This is a genomic window from Ruegeria sp. AM4, from assembly GCF_056540665.1.
The window spans coordinates 1,100,279-1,117,614 of the sequence record NZ_JBQFXD010000001.1 but is presented as its reverse complement, the minus strand read 5'-3'; the positions used below and the strand labels follow the sequence as shown (position 1 = coordinate 1,117,614).

Below are 17,336 nucleotides of genomic sequence, written 5' to 3'. Positions count from 1 at the left end.
AAACGCGAAAAGTCTGATAAAAAGGCGCTCGCACTCTGTTCGGATGACCACTTTCTGCGTCAGCAAAACATTGTTTTTCAACGGAATCGGCCGAATGCGGATTTCCAAGCCGGTAAAAGCTTTAATTATGTGGGCTCAGTCTCTGTGTTTGTAGAGCTCTTTTTTTCTGGGAACTTATCGACAATGACAGAGATCATTCGGTGGATACCGTTGCTGCCCCCGGCGATGATCGCGACGGTTACAACAATATCGGCCAATTGCAACAAAAACCACTGTGTGAGTGCCAAAGCGTCAAATTGAACTTCTAGCAGTGGACTCAACGCTCTGACGCCACCTAGAGATAGCAGGGTCGACAAAATAACCGCGAATGTAATTGTCAGTATCCTAGTTCCAGTTCTATAGCATAAAAGCGTATTTTTTGCCTTGGCGATCTTTTCGTCGCTTGGCACTCCTCGTCCACCTGCAGACTTTTTTTCTTTCATGGCTGCGATTTCGAGTTCAGCTTGCTTACGCGCCACCAATCGGGCGCTGCCTATGAAGACCTCGTTCGCCCGTTCAACGAAGAGGGCAATGACAAACAAAATGCTTAAAACGTCGATGGATGCTCGGATGGGATCAACAATGAACAGCAGGGGCTCAAGCCCAAATCCAAGCCGGACGTCCGGCGCATTGAAAAGCAACATTATCAAAACCACTGCTATCGCAGAACCGATGCCAATCCAAAATTTTCTCCAGTAACGCTCTAAATCATACTCCTTATCCAAATCGAGATGCATGTCACTCTCCTGTGCATTAATCCGTTAGAGGTGTTGCGCGTACTTCAATGCGTTGTTCTATTTGGTCAGGCAGCGATTGGAACAGATCCAAGCCAAGCATGCGCTCTAATTGATCGACACTAAATCTATAGTTTCTAAATTTACCGGCGCCTCGAGGAATATTCGGCATGATGAAAGCCCGTGAGGACCAAACACCATCCTGTTCGGCCAAAACTGCCTTAAATGTATGGGAGGGAACCGCTATTTCGCTGCGCATTCGGTTTACCGGATCCGTAGGCCGCTGCGACGTATCGACCACTAGGCACCTTTCTGGTGGGCGGTTCACCTGGCACCTTGGATCGATGGGAACAAAAAGGCTGCCCGTTATGATCCAAAGATCAGCGCCTGCCATCGCCATATGGCGCACTGCGGCTTCGAGCTTGGCCCAAGCGCCGGAGTTGATACTTCCAAATTGCGGAACGGCGTTGGTGTAGATATGCGTGCCGTTCACCGCGCTCTGTGTACGGACATAGGCTTGTGCCGGAGCCAAGTGGCCTTTGTGAAAGCCTGAGCCTAGATACACAGTGCTATTTGCTTGGCCGGCGGCAATGACGCGGGAATCTATTTGCCAAGAGGACCTGTGCCTATCTCCTGGCCCGTCGAGTTCATCACCGCGCATCACATAGGCGACCCAGAGCGGTATGCGCCAATGTCTATCCTGACAAATAACAAACAGGTCGTTCTTAAGCGTCTGCCTCTGCGCACCCGCACAAACAACATCGAGTAATTTCGATCGGTCCACTTCATTTGAATCATGGGGCTGGACAGTTGCAACTGCCGTCGTGTTTTGGGCTAGGACCCATGCTCTTGCCGTTTCCAATTTCAAAAACAGCCAACGCCCGTTGTCGTATGTATCAACAATTTCTGCCGCAGATCCTGGGTCTGCATGCGCAAATCGACTGGATCGAGGTTGCCGATGCAGGGGAATCCCGTGCGCGGTCCCACCTTGCAGGATCACAGTTTCCCCGACACTGTGCGTTTGAGAAATAACTACTTGTGGTAATACTATCAGGCAAAAAACCGCAAAAAAATGAGATATGTTTTTGTACACGGATATAATCCTCGAACAAGCGCCCGCCCAGAATTAAATATAGTGACTCGCTTCAACGAACTCGTAGATTATTGAGCGAAGAATACGCAAATAGATGTTCACTATCGAGCATCGAATTTAATGCCGAACTGCCACTGAGGCGAAGCTTAATCGAAAACTAGCGGCGTTGTAAGAGCGGGAGTCAGAATGATAAAAGTCCCATCCACTCGCTGCGGTTTCAATCGTAATTGTCAGCGTCACCTGCACTGCAATTTCAGAGTTTGATTGTTCTGCAATTGATTGTCCAACGAATAGACTAATGTTGCGAAACGTTTCTAAACTAGGACTATTTTGCGCCGCAGCGAACGACCAGTTTGGCGGGCGCTCTGCATCATCAGAGCGAAACGATGAACGGCAGGTTTGGGCCGTAAGGACACAAATATGAATTTCCGTATTGGCGCGTGGCGCCAATATAGGCTTTAGATGCCTATGCCGGAAGACGCCAATTTGGGGGTCAGATGCAACGCTTACCGTATTCCGTGCAAAATTTTTGGTTCAGAGCACGGTTTCGCCCGCGATTTTGACCCCCTTTTTTTATAGACAGCGCCTCGGTATTACGCAGCAATTCCGCAGGCTTGCGCGTGTACATTATGAGCAATTCGCTTATGATCAGCAAAAGGCGACTGCCAGGCTTTCACTCATTGTTTTCGAATGCAGAAAGTTCGGTGGCGCTTCATGTTCGAAACAAGCGACCTGCGCAAAACAAGCTTATCGTGGTACTGAACTACCCGCGATGTATGCATTCAAAACGGCCCTGCTGCCCCTCTGCCAGATCGCGGTTAGCCACGTAGCAAAGGCTTTGGCAAAGTTTGAGGCGTGTTTAACATCGCCATAGTATTGGCGTTGTGCGAGCCAAAGTTCTGGGTCGGCCTTGGATGCCAAAGCGGTCTTTTGCAAGCTCTCCCATTGGGGATCATTGGGGGCGATTTCTGAGCCGTCTTCGCGAACACCGGCACACATCCGGCACCAGAGTGCCTCGGCCAGCGCAAGCCCTTGTGCGGAAGAACCTGACGCAAGCGCATCACGCAGCGACGGCAACAGAAAGCCCGGATGTCGTGCTGATCCGTCGAACGCAACCCTGCGCGTCGTATCGTGAATTTTGGTGTTTGCGAATCGTCGCTCAACCAACCCAAGGTATTCTCTGGCGGTCGTTCCGGGGACGGCGTCCACATAGGGCAGGATTTCTTTCGCCTGAACTTTCTCGAAAAAAGACACGATTTCAGCGTCTTGCATACAGTCCGCAATCGTCGGGACGTTAAGAATTTCCCCGACATTGGCAAGCAACTGGTGACCGCCGTTCAGAATGCGCAGCTTCATCGTTTCATAGCTATGAACGTCCTGGGTCAGCGTGACGCCGACCTGCTCCAAAGGTGGTCGACCCGCGCAAAAGTCATCCTCAATCACCCATTGACGAAAGTTCTCGTGCGAGACGGGGACATGATCGTCAACGCCAAACGCATGGCATTGCGACACCACGTGATCGGTTGTCGCTGGCACGATGCAATCCACCATTGAATTTGGAAACGCGCCGGTCTGGTCAATCCAGTCGGCCAGTTCCGGGTCGGACAAGCGCGCCAGACCAACGATGCAGGTTCTCAATATTGCACCGTTGCCCGGAAGGTTGTCGCAGCTTAGCGCCGTAAAGGGTTTCAGACCGTTAGCGCGTCGGTGTCTGAGGGCTGCGACCATCGCGCCGAAGGCTGTGCGGGGCTGGTCGGGGATCTCTGCATCGTGACGAATATCTGCATGATCGGGATTGAACGCGCCTGTGTTGGCATCCAGATAGTAGCCACCTTCAGTCACTGTCAGCGAAACGATCCGAATGGAAGGGTCTGACATGGTCCGGATAAGGGCCGCATTGTTGGCCTCGATCGGCAGATAATCGATCATCGGACCAATCACCTCGGCGGACGTTCCCTTCGGGTCCAGTTCAATCAGAGTTGTCAGACAGTCCTGCGCCAGCAAACGCTGTCGCATGTCGGCGTCGTAACTGCGTACGCCGGCTCCGATAATCGCCCAATCTTGGGCCTGACCCCGTTGCATCAACTGGTGGATATACCAGGCCTGATGCGCGCGATGGAAATTGCCCAAACCGATATGCACAATGCCTGGGGTCAAGCCCGAGGGCGCATAGGCCGGGGTCCTGACCGTGGCGGGCAGGCTAGAAAGGCTGTCGCGCCCTAGCCGTACCGGAGGTTTTGCGTTCGCCACAGGGTTCATCAGCTCATCCAGTTTCCACCGTCGACATTGTAGGTTTGCGCGACGATGTATTTCGCTTCGTCAGAGGCCAGAAACACCGCCATGCCGGTCAGGTCCTCGGCGCGGCCCATCCGTCCATAGGGGACAGCCGCCGCAACTTCGCGTTTCTTCTGGCCGGGGGCTTTGCCTTCGTGCCTTGCAAAGAATGCGTCAACGCCGTCCCAATGTTCGCCATCGACCACGCCCGGAGCTATGGCGTTAACGTTAATCCCATGAGAGATCAGGTTCAGGCCCGCAGATTGAGTCAGAGATATAATCGCGGCCTTGCTGGCGCAGTAGACCGCAACCAAAGGCTCACCCCGTCGTCCAGCTTGGGACGCCATGTTGATGATCCGGCCTCTGGTCCCGTGTTCGATCATATGGCGCGCGACCGCCTGCATCGTGAACAGCGCACCAGCAACATTGATATCAAACACGCGGTTGTAGTCAGCGCGCTCGATATCCACGATCGGAGCAGCGGTGAAAATGGCTGCGTTGTTGATCAGAATGTCGATCGGGCCGAAATGCGCGGCGGTTCTCGCAACTGCGCCATCGATGCTTTGTTGGCTGGTCACGTCCATTTCGATGGCCAAAGCGGCCTCTCCGATTTCCTGCGCAGCGTTCTGCGCCCCTTCGCGATCAATGTCGGCCACCGCGACGCGCGCGCCCTCGGCCACATAGGCTTTGGCAAAGGCCAGCCCGATGCCCCGTGCGGCCCCGGTGATTAGGGCGGTTTTGCCGGACAGGCGTGTCATTCGATCCGCAAGCCTTTCGCGTCAAAACGGTGAATCACATCGGCTCGCGGCGTCAGATGGATGCGGTCCCCATGGCGAAAGCCAACTTCGCCATCAGCGCGAACAGTAATCGTTTCAGCCAAACCGGTGTCGTGAACATGGAAAAACGTGTCCGAGCCGAGGTGCTCCGAGACGCTGACGACCCCGGACCATTCGCCTTCGCTCTCGGACACGGTGATGTGTTCGGGACGGATGCCGATGGTTTGAGCCCCGTGTTTTGCGGCCTCTTCACCTTCGATGAAATTCATCTTCGGCGATCCGATGAAGCCCGCGACAAACAGGTTACGCGGTGTCCGATACAGCTCAAGCGGGCTGCCGACCTGTTCGATTACACCAGCCTGAAGCACGACGATCTTGTCTGCCATGGTCATGGCTTCGACCTGATCGTGGGTGACATAGATCATCGTGGTCGCCAGACGTTCGTGCAGCTCGCTGATCTCCAACCGCATACCAACGCGTAGCGCGGCGTCGAGGTTGGACAAGGGCTCATCGAATAGGAACGCTGCGGGTTCGCGAACGATGGCGCGACCGATGGCGACGCGCTGACGCTGGCCACCGGACAACTGGCCCGGCCGGCGGTCCAGATAGTCGGTGAGGTTCAGCACGCTTGCTGCACCCTCGACGCGCTTGTCGATTTCAGCCTGATCCAGCTTGGCCATGCGCAGCGGGAACGCGATGTTCTTGCGCACCGTCATATGTGGGTACAAAGCGTAGGACTGAAAGACCATCGCCAGACCTCGCTTGGCAGGCGGCACGTCGGTGGCATCTGCTCCATCGATGTCGATAGAGCCCGAAGAGATATCCTCCAGCCCGGCGATCAGCCTTAGCAGCGTGGACTTGCCACAACCCGAGGGGCCGACGAAGACGGTAAACTCGCCATCTTCAATGGTCAGATCCAGCGGGGGAATGACCTGAACGTCGCCGAAGCTTTTGGTCACTGACTTGAGTTGAATACGTCCCATAAGTCGTTTTCCTTATTTCACGGCGCCGAAGGTCAGGCCACGGACAAGTTGTTTCTGGCTGAACCAGCCAAGGATCAGGATGGGTGCGATCGCCATTGTCGAGGCCGCGCTGAGCTTGGCGAAGAACAGGCCCTCGGGGCTGGAGTAGCTGGCGATAAAGGCCGTCAGGGGGGCCGCATCAACGGCCGTAAGGTTGAGGGTCCAGAACGCTTCGTTCCACGCCAGAATGAAGTTCAGCAAGACCGTTGAGGCGATGCCGGGAATGGCCATCGGCGTCAGAACATAGAGGATTTCCTCTTTCAGAGTTGCCCCATCCATCCGCGCGGCTTCCAGAATCTCACCGGGGATTTCGCGGAAATAGGTGTAAAGCATCCAGACGATGATCGGCAGGTTGATCAGCATCAGCACCACAACCAGCCCTCCGCGTGTGTCCAACAGCCCAAGACGGATGAACAGCAGGTAGATCGGGTACAGCACGCCTACTGCGGGCAGCATCTTGGTCGACAACATCCACAGCAGGATGTCCTTGGTGCGTTTGGAGGGCACAAAGGCCATCGCCCATGCGGCAGGCACAGCGATGATCACTCCCAGCAAGGTCGATCCGCCCGCGATGATGACTGAATTCCACAGGAACCGCATATAGTCGGACCGCTCCTGCACGATGGCGTAGTTCTCAAGCGTCCAGTCGAAATTCAGGAACAAAGGCGGGCTTGCAATGGCCTGTGCCTCGGTCTTGAAGCTGGTCAGGATGGTCCAGAGGATCGGGAAAAAGATCAGCAATCCAATGGCCCAGGCCAGGGCGGTGTTCAGCGATTTGCGACGGGGTGTAACGGCACGGGCCATGATCTTACCTCCTCACGCGTCCAGGTTCTTGCCGACGATGCGCATCAGGAAGATCGCAACGATATTGGCAAGGATGATGGCGTAGACACCTCCGGCTGATCCAAGGCCAACGTTCTGGCTTTCCAACACGCGCTGGAAGATCAGGTAGGTGAGGGTGCGGGTGCCGAATGCACCGCCGGTGGTCACGAAGATCTCGGCGAAGATCGACAAAAGAAAGATCGTCTGGATCAGGATCACGATGGTGATCGCGCGGCTCAGATGCGGCAGGATGATGTGGTAGAACCGCTTCAGCACCGGCGCGCCATCCATTTCAGCCGCTTCCAACTGTTCGCTGTCCAGCGACTGGATTGCGGTCAGCAGGATCAGCGTCGCAAAGGGCAGCCATTGCCACGAGACGATCATGATGATCGAGGTCATCGACGCCTCGGACAGCCACGAGATCGGCTCGGCCCCGAAAAAACGCCATAGATGCGCCAGCAAGCCGTTCACCGGGTCCATGAACATGTTTTTCCAGACCAGCGCGGATACGGTGGGCATGACGAAGAATGGTGCAATCACAAGGATGCGGACAACGCCTTGGCCCCACATCGGCTGATCCAACAACATCGCCAGCAGGATGCCCAGAACAACCGTGATCACCAGAACACCGCCCACAATCACAAGCGTGGCTTGCACGGCGGGCCAGAAAGAACTGGACGATACGAACCGGACATAGTTGTCGAACCCGACCCAGCCCAGGTCACCTCCGCGCAGCGGCAGGTATTTCTTGAAAGAAAAATAAAGCGTCATCGTCAGAGGCACGAGCATCCAGCCAAGTAGCAGGACCACTGCGGGTGCCATCATCAGGCGCGCGACGGATCGGGAATGTTGAGTTGCCATGACGCAAACCCTCTCTGTTCAGGCGTGCCTTAGCCTGCGAGAAAAACGTGAATTGTGGAAGGGTAGGGCGGGGGGCAGACCTCTGCCCACCCGCGGGGAGAATGCCTCAGTAGCCTGCGGCTTCCATTTCTTCAGCAGTAAAGGCCTGTGCTTTCTCAAGCGCCTCTTCCACGGTTTGTTGCCCCGCATAGACGGCCGAGAATTCCTGGCTGACCTGCGTGGCAATGCCTGCAAATTCCGGGATCGCCGCGAATTGGATGCCGACATAGGGCACAGGTTTGACCGTCGGATCATTCGGATCGGCCGACAGGATCGAATCCAGCGTCATCTTGGCAAACGGAACTTTTTGATACTCGGGGTTTTCGTAAAGTGATGTACGCGCACCCGGTGGGACATTGGCCCAGCCTTCGTTTTCCGCCACCAGTTCTATGTAGTCCTTCGAGGTGGCCCATTCGATGAACTGTTTTGCGGCATCGGCCTGTTCCGTACCTGCCGGAATTGCCAGCGCCCAGGCCCAGAGCCAGTTGGACCGCTTGTCAACACCTTCCGAGTTGGGGGCCAATGCGAAACCAACTTTGTCAGCCACCGTCGAGTCGTCCGGATTGGTTACAAAAGATGCAGCAACGGTTGCATCGATCCACATTCCGCACTTGCCTTGCTGGAACAGCGACAAGTTCTCGTTGAACCCGTTTGTAGCATAACCTGCAGGGCCGGATTCACTCATCATGTCGACGAAGAATGTCAGCGCCTCGTTCCATTCAGGTTGATCGAATTGCGGTTTCCAGTCCTCATCAAACCAGCGTGCGCCAAACGAGTTTCCTGTCACGGTGATGAAGGCACCACCTTCGCCCCAGCCTGCCTTACCGCGCAGGCAGATGCCGTTGATATCGTTGTCACGGTCGGTCATCGCGGCGGCGGCGTCGCGGATGAATTGCCAGGTCGGCGCGTCCGGCATTTCCAGCCCGGCCTTTTCCATCAGGTCGGTGCGGTACATGACCATCGAGCTTTCACCATAGAACGGAGCCGCGTAGAGCGTTCCTTCGTGGCTTAGACCGTTGCGCATTGCTGGCAGAATATCGTCAACGTCATATTCGGCCGACATGCCTTCAAGCGGCACCAGCCAGCCATTCGCGCCCCAGATCGGCGTTTCGTACATGCCGATGGTCATAATGTCGAACTGGCCACCCTTTGTCGTGATGTCGGTGGTGACGCGCTGACGCAGCACGTTTTCTTCCAGCGTTACCCATTCGACATCGACGCCGGTCGCTTCGGTGAATTTGTCGGTATAGCCCTGCATCCGGATCATGTCGCCGTTGTTCACAGTGGCGATTGTAATCGTTTGCGCGTGGGCCGCTGCCGTGGCGACGAAAGTCAACGCTGTCGCCGCACGTAGTGCGTGTTTCAGATACATCCCTGTCCTCCCTGAGCTTGGATGTCGTGCAGGGAGCGTAGGGTAAAAGTTATCGCGACGTCAATAAAAACTTTACGCGCGTTAAAATTTAGACGTTATGCCGAGTCCCTTAGAACAAGCCGCGCAGGGAAAAGCGTTTCGGTCCGCGAGTCGAATTTTCCCCCATTTTCAATGAGTTCAAACAGGGTTTCGACGCTGCGTGCCGCTACATTGTCATAGTCATGCGCCGCAGTTGTCAGGGATGGGCATGTGAATTTTGCGAACGGATGGTCGTCATTCGAGGCCACGCGAAGCGTGCAGCTATCCTTGCGACCAACCCGAATCCCCTGTTCGTAACAGGCAGCAAGAAAGCCGATGGCAAGCCGGTCATTGCTGCACAGCACTGAATCCGTTTTTAGGCGGCGCTCTTCCAGAATTTTCAGCGCGCCCCTGTGGCCAATTTCTTCAAATGCCCACCCCTTGCCATCAACCTTGATGATATCGGGCTCGAACCCCAGACGCTCCATCATTTCGACATAGGCAATTCTGCGTTTGTTTGCGTTCGGATTCGCAGGAGTACGCATCTCGAAGAAAGACGGCGGCTGGCCCGTCCGGGTCATGTATTCCACGGTCTGCGACACAAAGCTGAAATTGTCCGAGCCAACAAAGGCCGCCCCCAATCCTTCCAGGTTGCTGTCGAACAAAACCGTGGGTACGTTGGCGCAGAATTTTTCGATTGCGGATCGGTCTGAAATACGCCCCAACGGTGCCAAAAGAACCCCGGCGGGCTTCATTGCTTGCAAGCCGTCAAGAATTTCGTTTTCCAGCTTTTGTTCGCCATGAGCGCTGAAGAGGGTGGGTCGATAACCGGCGGTGATACAACTTTGCTCAAGATAGCGCGCGATTTCGGCAAAGAACGGATCGGACAAATAGGGTACTACGATGCCGACATTCTTGGTCAGTTTCCGGTTCTGGTTCACCGCGTAGATATTGGGGCGGTAGTCGAACCGCTCAAGCGCTTCTTCGATACGCGCGCGCGTTGTCGGCCGAACGCTGTCGGGATCTTGGAAGTATTTGGATACGGTGGGGCGCGAAATACCGCTGAGGGCCGCGAACTCTTCCATATTCTTTATTTTAGTCATGCCAATCTGCCTGCGGATCTTAGTCGTCTTGATCTTATCATGTTTTTACATATTCTTTGCGCGCGCTAAAAAATCAATAGTCAGGCAAGTTCCAGTCCGTTGTGCTGGGCAAGGGGTTTGAATGTATCTCGGGATCGATATCGGAACATCAGCGGTCAAGCTTGTCTGCGCGGATGACGACCAAATTCTAGCGACGACTTCTGTCGAGATTCAGACATCATCGCCACAACCCGGGTGGTCAGAGCAGCACCCGGACATTTGGTGGAAGGCGACTTGCGATGCGCTGATCCAGCTTGCTGCGCAAATCAAATTGTCCGACATCAGGGCAATCGGATTGTCCGGCCAAATGCATGGGGCGGTTTTGTCGGGCCGCGATCTGCGCCCGATCCGCCCGGCGATCTTGTGGAACGACAGCAGGGCGACGCGTGAGTGCGATGAACTGCGCGCCGCCGAGCCGCAAATTGGACAGATCGCGGGCGTCCTGCCCTTGCCGGGCTTTACCGCGCCCAAGGTTGCATGGCTGAAACGACATGAACCGGCCTCCTATGGCAGTCTTGCGCATATCCTGCTGCCCAAGGACTATATCGGCCTGTGTCTGCACGGGGAATTGGCAACCGACACGTCCGACGCCGCAGGAACGCTCTGGCTGGACCAAGTGTCACGCAATTGGCACGCTGGTATTGCCAAAGCAACCGATGTGGCGATCGACTGGCTGCCACCGGTATTTGCTGGCACCACTGTGGTCGGGACAGTGACGAAACAGGCAGCGACTGAGACCGGGTTGCGTCCCGGCATCCCTGTCGTGGCCGGGGGAGGCGACGCGGCAACCGGAGCCGTGTCCTTGGGTGCAACTGAGCCGGGGCGCGGGTTCATCTCATTGGGGACGTCCGGTCAGCTTTTTGTGGCGGATCGTAGGTACAAGCCCAACCCTGAACGCTATGTGCATGCGTTTGCGCACACGTTGCCCGATCGTTGGTATCAAATGGCAGCGATGCTGAACGGTGCGCGGCCGATTTCATGGATTGGAAGTCAATTGGGACTGTCTGCCGCCGAAGTCGTTGGGCTTGCGGAAACCGTCAGTGGTGATCGCGTTCCGATATTTTTGCCATATCTGACGGGCGAGCGCAGCCCGCTAGGAGACCCGCATATTCGTGCCTGCTTCTTTGGTCTCGAGGATTCGACGACGCGCGCTGATATTTGCCGTTCCGTGGTCGAGGCAATCGCCTTTTGCTTTGCTGATGCGGCGCAGAGTTTCGGCGACACCATAGACAGTTTGCCGGAACTGGCTGCGATTGGAGGCGGCAGTCAATCGGATCTTCTTTTGGGTCTGATTGCAACCGTAACCGGCAAACCTATCGTGCGATCGGATGGGTCGGATTCCGGCCCCGCCTATGGTGCGGCGCGTTTGGCAGCCTGTGGCGCGGGCGCATTGGACGAAGACGATCTCGCTTGTCAGCCGCCAACAACGGATAGATTCGATCCAAAAGATAGGGAGGTGCTATCCGAACGGTTGATGCGGTTCCGAAGGCTGTACAGCGCCGTTAGCGTAGTCGAATAGATTTGGTTCTGCGCAACCGAGTTGCGCTGGGCCGATGGGCTTTGGAACGACTGATTGGTGCAACCTTAAATCTACTATTTCTGCTGCAGTTATCTGTCGATCAGAAGAATATGCGGCACGCCTGACGGCAAAGCTCCGCCGTAATAACGCTGTTACGTACAACCATTTAACTAAGCTCGCCGGATTGAGCTACCGTGGGTTGTGTCGCGGCGAGTCGCATTTCGGCCTGCTGCCCATTCACTGATCAAAAAGAGAGACTGATATGCCGACCACTTTAGCTGCGGGTGATATTGCGTTTACCGGATTCAATTCTGACAATCCCGACGAGTTCACCTTTGTTGCCCTGACCGATATCGAGGCCGGGACCGAGATTAGATTCACTGATAACGGCTGGCTCGCAGCGGGTGGGTTCCGCAATACCGAGGGTATTTTTGTCTGGACAGCGCCTGCAAATATCGCGGCGGGTACAGTGATCAATCCAGCATTCTCAGGGCCGTCTTTCTCGGCCAGTGGCGATCAGATACATGCCTATCAGGGCGATGAGGCCGCGCCAACTTTTGTCGCGTCTGTTCATTTCAACGGCACGGGTTACGAGGCTGACGCGACCTCGTCGAACACTTCGGCGCTTCCGGCTGGTCTGACCGTGGGGACAAGCGCGGTCGCGGTTCCCGAGGCGGACAATGGCGTCTATACAGGCCCGCTCAGTGGCACCAAGGCCGAGCTGCAAGCGGCCATTAACGATCCAGACAACTGGCAGACCGACAATGGGCGGATTGACGATATCGAACCTTCGGGTTTCACAGTCACCGACGCCACACCGTCACCCTCGGTCATCATAAATGACTTGGATCTCGCTGCCGACGAAGGCGGAATGGCGGATGCGTACGAGGTCACCCTTTCTATCGCACCCACACAACCGGTTACGATCACCATCGCCGCAGGACCCGATCTGGACGTCGTGCCTGCCGAACTGGTGTTTGACGAAACCAACTTTGATCAGCCGCAGCAGGTCGCGGTGACTGCCGTAGATGACGATCTGCCAGAGGGGGCAGAGGTCGTGGATGTCGAACATTCCGTCACCTCCGATGACCCGTCATATGACGGCATCCTCGCCCCCGTGGTCGAGGTCTCGATCTCGGCCAGCGACATCGAAATCGTCGCGATCTACGAGATTCAGGGCGCGGGCCATATGTCGGAATTCGTGTTGCCTGAGGGGCAAACCGTTGCAGAGTTCTTTGACGACCTGCCCGCAGGCCCGTCGAGCATCCTCGGTGCTATGGTTTCGACCAGCGGCATCGTAACGGCGGTGGATTCCAACGGATTCTATCTGCAGGACCCTGACGGGGACGGTGATGATGCCACCTCGGACGCAATATTCGTGTTCACCGGGTCCAACCCGACTGTTGCGGTCGGGGATGCGATTACAGTCGGTGGAACGGTCGCCGAATTCTTCCCAGGCGGAACGGGCAGTCGGAACCTGCCCACCACTCAGCTGACCAACATCTTCGATCTTGAGGTCCAGTCATCGGGCAACGACCTGCCCGACGCGGTTCTGATCGGCAATGATCCAGGCGAACGGGCGGTTCCGAACCAGAGCATCGACGACGATGCCTTTGCCTCATTCGATCCGACACAAGACGGCATTGATTTCTTTGAGAGCCTCGAAGGGATGCGCGTGACCGCAACCGATTTGCAGGCCGTCAGCGGGACGAGCCGGTTTGGCGAGATCTTTGCGGTCGCTGATCAGGGCAGCGGCGCAACGGGTCTTTCAGAGCGCGGCACGCTGAACATCTCACCCGATGATTTCAACCCCGAGAAAATCCAGATCGATGAAGACAGCGGAATTTTCAACTTTGACTTCCCGACGGTGAATGTCGGTGATCAGCTTGGCGACGTTACAGGCGTTGTAGGGTACAGCTTTGGCAACTATGAAATCCTTCCGACCGAGGATTTTACGCCAAACATCGTGTCCGCCGGGTTGGAACCGGAATCGACCGATCTTGCCGGGTCAGCCAACGAGTTGACCATTGCCACCTATAACGTTCTCAACCTCGATCCAAACGATGACGACGGCGATCAGGATGTGGCCGATGGCCGGTTCGACGCCATAGCCGCGCATATCACCAACAACCTGGGCAGCCCGGACATCATTGGCCTGCAAGAGGTGCAGGATAATTCAGGATCCGACGATGATGGAACCGTTTCGGCATCTGAAACTTTGGCGGAACTGGCGGCAGCCATCCTTGCTGCAGGTGGCCCGGCCTATGAGGTAATCGACAACACATTCATCGGCGATGGAACCTCGGGCGGCCAACCGGGCGGCAACATCCGCACGGCGTTCCTGTATAACCCCGACCGCGTGACGCTGGTTGAGGGATCGGTGCAAACCATCAGCGGGCAAGGCCCGGGTGAAGCGTTCGAGGGCGCGCGCCTGCCGCTGGTCGCTGATTTTGTTTTCAACGGCGAGACCGTGACGGTGGTCAACAACCACTTTTCCTCGAAAGGCGGGTCTGCGCCCATTCTGGGAACAGAACAGGATTTCACCGCCCGGCAGGAAGATGTCACGGTGAACGGCAGCCTGGATGAGCGGCAAGCCCAAAGCCAGGCCGTACAGGATTTCGTCAACGGTCTGGGCGATGGCGCCAATGCAGTTGTGTTGGGGGACTTCAACGAGTTCGAATTTGTCTCGCCCGTAGCCGATCTTGAAGGCAACACCAGCCTCGTCAACCTGACAAACGATATTCCAGAAGACGAGCGCTATAGCTTTGAGTTTCAGGGAAACAGTCAGTCGCTTGACCACATTCTGGTGTCTGAGGATTTGTATTCGAGCGCGTTGGTGGACATCGTCCATGTCAATTCTGAGTTCGCCGCAACCAGTTCGCGGGCCTCGGACCATGACCCGATGCTGACAAGCCTGTTCCTGCCGGACACGCAGACTTTGGCGGTCGAGTTCGAAGCGGGGCGGTGGTTCAGAACCAAGGCGTTTGAAAGCATCGATGGCGAGGTTGTGGATGTCGACCGGCTTGGCCCCGTGCGCAAAAGCCTCAAATTCTCGGACGTAGGCATCAAGGTCGATGCAAAAGACCCCAACAATTTCGAACTTGTCGCCATCAAACACGGCGCGATTGGCGTCTATTCGTTTGACGATCCTCTGTTTGGGCGGGCGGCCAGAATGGTTGACGGGGACGAAAGCCTGAAGATTGCTCTTGAGGACACCGATTTCGAGGCGGTGGAGTTCATCTTCAGCTTTGGCGAAAGCCATGGCAACGGCGAGGTCGAGGTTGCCTTCTACGATGACGGTGAACTTGTAGGAACGCTTGTGGCAGACGCCGATGATGGCGATTTCCAGGGCTCGTTGGGTCGCACGAGTTTTGACACGGTGGAACTGTCTGCAAGCGGTGACACTATGTTCACGGTTGACGAATTCGCCTTTGAGGTGATCGACCATAACCTGATCGCCTAGCGCGGAGCTGCGCAGGCTGCCCGTTTGGCATTGTAGATGCAGGCTGAACGGGCAGCCGCCAACGCGCCAATTTTTGTGTGAAATTTCAAGCTTGAAAGGCCTGGCAAAACGACACGTCAGGTCAGGATGACGAGTGTCGGCGGGCCTCGGCGTACGCAAGCGGATTTGCAGTCAACCGCTTCAACCGAAACCTCGCGCGTATGGGCGCGCTGGCGAAAATATGCTACAATTTAAGAAGCGATTTAGCACCTCTGCGGTTCAGCCGCCTGCCAATTTTGCCTCGAGGAGTTACGCTCATGAGAGTCATTGGGTTTTCGTTATACTGCTTCTGTTTTTCATCATTGTGCGGGATCGTTACCGCCCAGACCTTTGAGTTCCCAATGCGTGCCAACGACCTGGTCCCGGGTGAGCGTGTGAGCGTCGGCCCACATGCCGGTGGCAATCTGGGCATTCAGGACCTGGCGATCGACCCGCTCGTGATGGGGCATGTCGGCGACAACATCTGGCATGAGTTCGAAGGCGATCCACCGGCCGATCTTCAGGATGCCGAAAACGACGATATGCGCATTTACGGGAAACCGTTTTACGCAATGGCCTCGGGCGAGGTCATCGGCTGCTGGCGACTTGCTCCAGACAACCCGCGACCGGGGGTTATTGACCCGCGCGTGTTGGGGCAACCGGGCAACAATGTGCCTCCGAAAGTGATTATTCCAGGCGGCAATCACCTATGGATCAGACATGACGACGGCACGGTGGCCCTTTATGCCCATGCGATACCCGACACCATCCCTGCGCAGCTGTGTCCCGGCAAAAACGCCGCGTTGCTACCAGCGTCGGCACCTGCCTCTCCGTTTGTGAGCAATCCGGATGTTGACCCGGCCACCTTCGTGCCGGAAGGGGTTCCGCCTGCCACAGCAACGGGCACGATCTTCAACGGACAAGAGGTCCGGCGCCCCCGGGTACGTCAGGGCGAGGTTCTGGGTCTTATCGGGAATACGGGGGCATCCAGGAGGCCCCACCTGCACGTACATGTCGAAACCGGCTTTGGCAGCACTCCGTCCGCTCCGGTCCCGATGCGCTATGAACGCGGCATGTTTGGTTTGCGCGTGAGCTTGGGTAACTTCCTGCATGAGGCGGATATCGACAATTGGGTGCCATTGAACGGAGGGCCGGTGCCAGCAGATTCCACCACGCTGATCTGGCCGCCGACAACCTTGTCGCGCGAGGTACACCGCGTCGCCATGCCGATATCCGACTTTGGCCGCGTTTTCGATCATCTGGCAGATTCCGGTTTCATGCCCGAAATCCTCGACTGTTATCACGTCAATGGCGAGATGTTTTTCAATATGGTCTGGACCGCTGCACAAGGCCCGTGGTCAGCGGTTGTGGGCGTGGACGAAATGGGGTTTCTGAGTGCCGCGCTTCAAGCGAGCGGTCTTGACGTTGACTACCTGGATATTTGTGCCTCGCCCAACGGCCCGCGCTATACCGCCATTTTCCGCCAGGTTGACGGCGCACCTGTGGTTCGCTCATCGCTGACCGCGGCACAGCACGACACGCTTGCCGCTCAGATGCGGGCCTCGAACATGGCTCCAATCTCGGTTTCCGTGGCCTCGGTCAACGGAGAGCTTGTCCTCGCTGTCGTCTATCATCCAATTGACATTGGCGATTGGACCATCGCCACCCAGCTGCGCCGTACCGCAAACAACGACCAATACGAGGCTTTCTTGGACCAGGCTTTTGCCGAGTTCAGAAAGCCGGTCTACGTATCAGCTTATGTGCATGACGGCGTGCAACATTTCGCCTCGATCGTCGCCGAGCGGCCTGGTGCAGGACGCGCGCGCCACAACCGGTCGACCGAAAATATGGACAGCCTGATCGAAAACAACGTGTTCGAAGGCTTCCGAACACGAAGCGTGGCCGGGATGGACGGTGCCTCAAACCATCGCCACGCTGCGGTCTGGATCGATCCACCGGCGATTTCCATCACCGGTGACCTCAACTTCCTGAATAATGGCGGGCTTTTCCTGCAATTCCCGGACGGGCGCAACGAAACACGGGGCGCTGCCAACCAGTTCGATCTGCAATAATCTGGCGCTGCGATTTCCACATGGGCCCGGTCGGGAAACACCCGGCTATTCTTTCAGCCAAATTGAGCCAAC

12 protein-coding genes are annotated in these 17,336 nt (G+C 56.3%); 3 read left to right on the top strand and 9 right to left on the bottom strand.

What is annotated here, in order from left to right:
• Positions 1-125: 125 nt before the first annotated feature.
• The 9 genes from ACR0JA_RS05525 to ACR0JA_RS05485 form a co-directional block, all read right to left on the bottom strand.
• Positions 126-776 (bottom strand): hypothetical protein, encoded by a 651-nt coding sequence (locus tag ACR0JA_RS05525; RefSeq protein WP_480571080.1) that lies wholly within the window; start codon positions 774-776, stop codon positions 126-128.
• Positions 777-792: 16 nt separating this feature from the next.
• Positions 793-1,866 carry a DNA/RNA non-specific endonuclease gene (locus ACR0JA_RS05520; protein ID WP_480571077.1) on the bottom strand — a complete coding sequence of 358 codons (1,074 nt, stop codon included), beginning with the start codon at positions 1,864-1,866 and terminating at the stop codon, positions 793-795.
• A 747-nt stretch (positions 1,867-2,613) separates the two neighbouring features.
• A complete protein-coding gene (locus tag ACR0JA_RS05515) occupies positions 2,614-4,125 on the bottom strand; it encodes a mannitol dehydrogenase family protein (protein ID WP_480571074.1) in 1,512 nt (503 codons plus the stop codon).
• Entirely contained in the window at positions 4,125-4,898 is a 774-nt protein-coding gene (locus ACR0JA_RS05510) for an L-iditol 2-dehydrogenase (RefSeq protein ID WP_480571071.1), read from the bottom strand. Before ACR0JA_RS05510 ends, ACR0JA_RS05515 begins: the two co-directional genes overlap by 1 nt.
• Positions 4,895-5,899: an ABC transporter ATP-binding protein gene (locus tag ACR0JA_RS05505; RefSeq protein ID WP_480571069.1), complete on the bottom strand. Its 1,005-nt coding sequence runs from the start codon at positions 5,897-5,899 to the stop codon at positions 4,895-4,897. Before ACR0JA_RS05505 ends, ACR0JA_RS05510 begins: the two co-directional genes overlap by 4 nt.
• Positions 5,900-5,911: 12 nt before the next feature.
• Complete coding sequence (locus ACR0JA_RS05500; protein ID WP_480571066.1) at positions 5,912-6,742, bottom strand: carbohydrate ABC transporter permease; 831 nt, start codon at positions 6,740-6,742, stop codon at positions 5,912-5,914.
• Positions 6,743-6,754: 12 nt separating this feature from the next.
• Positions 6,755-7,621 (bottom strand): carbohydrate ABC transporter permease, encoded by an 867-nt coding sequence (locus tag ACR0JA_RS05495; protein ID WP_480431073.1) that lies wholly within the window; start codon positions 7,619-7,621, stop codon positions 6,755-6,757.
• A 106-nt stretch (positions 7,622-7,727) separates the two neighbouring features.
• Positions 7,728-9,032, bottom strand: coding sequence for an ABC transporter substrate-binding protein (locus ACR0JA_RS05490; protein ID WP_480571063.1), 1,305 nt, complete (start codon positions 9,030-9,032; stop codon positions 7,728-7,730).
• A gap of 95 nt (positions 9,033-9,127) precedes the next feature.
• Positions 9,128-10,153 carry a LacI family DNA-binding transcriptional regulator gene (locus tag ACR0JA_RS05485; RefSeq protein WP_480571060.1) on the bottom strand — a complete coding sequence of 342 codons (1,026 nt, stop codon included), beginning with the start codon at positions 10,151-10,153 and terminating at the stop codon, positions 9,128-9,130.
• 121 nt (positions 10,154-10,274) lie between these two features.
• On the opposite strand from ACR0JA_RS05485, the gene xylB reads away from it, so the two are divergent.
• The 3 genes from xylB to ACR0JA_RS05470 all read left to right on the top strand — a co-directional run bounded on the left by xylB (position 10,275) and on the right by ACR0JA_RS05470 (position 17,264).
• Positions 10,275-11,711 carry a xylulokinase gene (gene xylB, locus ACR0JA_RS05480; RefSeq protein ID WP_480571057.1) on the top strand — a complete coding sequence of 479 codons (1,437 nt, stop codon included), beginning with the start codon at positions 10,275-10,277 and terminating at the stop codon, positions 11,709-11,711.
• A 262-nt stretch (positions 11,712-11,973) separates the two neighbouring features.
• The gene (locus ACR0JA_RS05475; RefSeq protein ID WP_480571054.1) at positions 11,974-15,174 is read left to right on the top strand and encodes an endonuclease/exonuclease/phosphatase family protein; all 3,201 of its coding nucleotides are present in this window, start codon (positions 11,974-11,976) and stop codon (positions 15,172-15,174) included.
• 380 nt (positions 15,175-15,554) lie between these two features.
• The gene (locus tag ACR0JA_RS05470; RefSeq protein ID WP_480571051.1) at positions 15,555-17,264 is read left to right on the top strand and encodes a M23 family metallopeptidase; all 1,710 of its coding nucleotides are present in this window, start codon (positions 15,555-15,557) and stop codon (positions 17,262-17,264) included.
• Positions 17,265-17,336 lie beyond the last annotated feature (72 nt).

Bases quoted from the DNA above. Each gene is read 5' to 3' on its own strand.
- ACR0JA_RS05525 (WP_480571080.1), bottom strand. From the start codon at position 776: ATGCATCTCGATTTGGATAAGGAGTATGATTTAGAGCGTTACTGGAGA.
- ACR0JA_RS05515 (WP_480571074.1), bottom strand. From the start codon at position 4,125: ATGAACCCTGTGGCGAACGCAAAACCTCCGGTACGGCTAGGGCGCGAC.
- ACR0JA_RS05510 (WP_480571071.1), bottom strand. From the start codon at position 4,898: ATGACACGCCTGTCCGGCAAAACCGCCCTAATCACCGGGGCCGCACGG.
- ACR0JA_RS05505 (WP_480571069.1), bottom strand. From the start codon at position 5,899: ATGGGACGTATTCAACTCAAGTCAGTGACCAAAAGCTTCGGCGACGTT.
- ACR0JA_RS05500 (WP_480571066.1), bottom strand. From the start codon at position 6,742: ATGGCCCGTGCCGTTACACCCCGTCGCAAATCGCTGAACACCGCCCTG.
- ACR0JA_RS05495 (WP_480431073.1), bottom strand. From the start codon at position 7,621: ATGGCAACTCAACATTCCCGATCCGTCGCGCGCCTGATGATGGCACCC.
- ACR0JA_RS05490 (WP_480571063.1), bottom strand. From the start codon at position 9,032: ATGTATCTGAAACACGCACTACGTGCGGCGACAGCGTTGACTTTCGTC.
- ACR0JA_RS05485 (WP_480571060.1), bottom strand. From the start codon at position 10,153: ATGACTAAAATAAAGAATATGGAAGAGTTCGCGGCCCTCAGCGGTATT.
- xylB (WP_480571057.1), top strand. From the start codon at position 10,275: ATGTATCTCGGGATCGATATCGGAACATCAGCGGTCAAGCTTGTCTGC.
- ACR0JA_RS05475 (WP_480571054.1), top strand. From the start codon at position 11,974: ATGCCGACCACTTTAGCTGCGGGTGATATTGCGTTTACCGGATTCAAT.
- ACR0JA_RS05470 (WP_480571051.1), top strand. From the start codon at position 15,555: ATGCGTGCCAACGACCTGGTCCCGGGTGAGCGTGTGAGCGTCGGCCCA.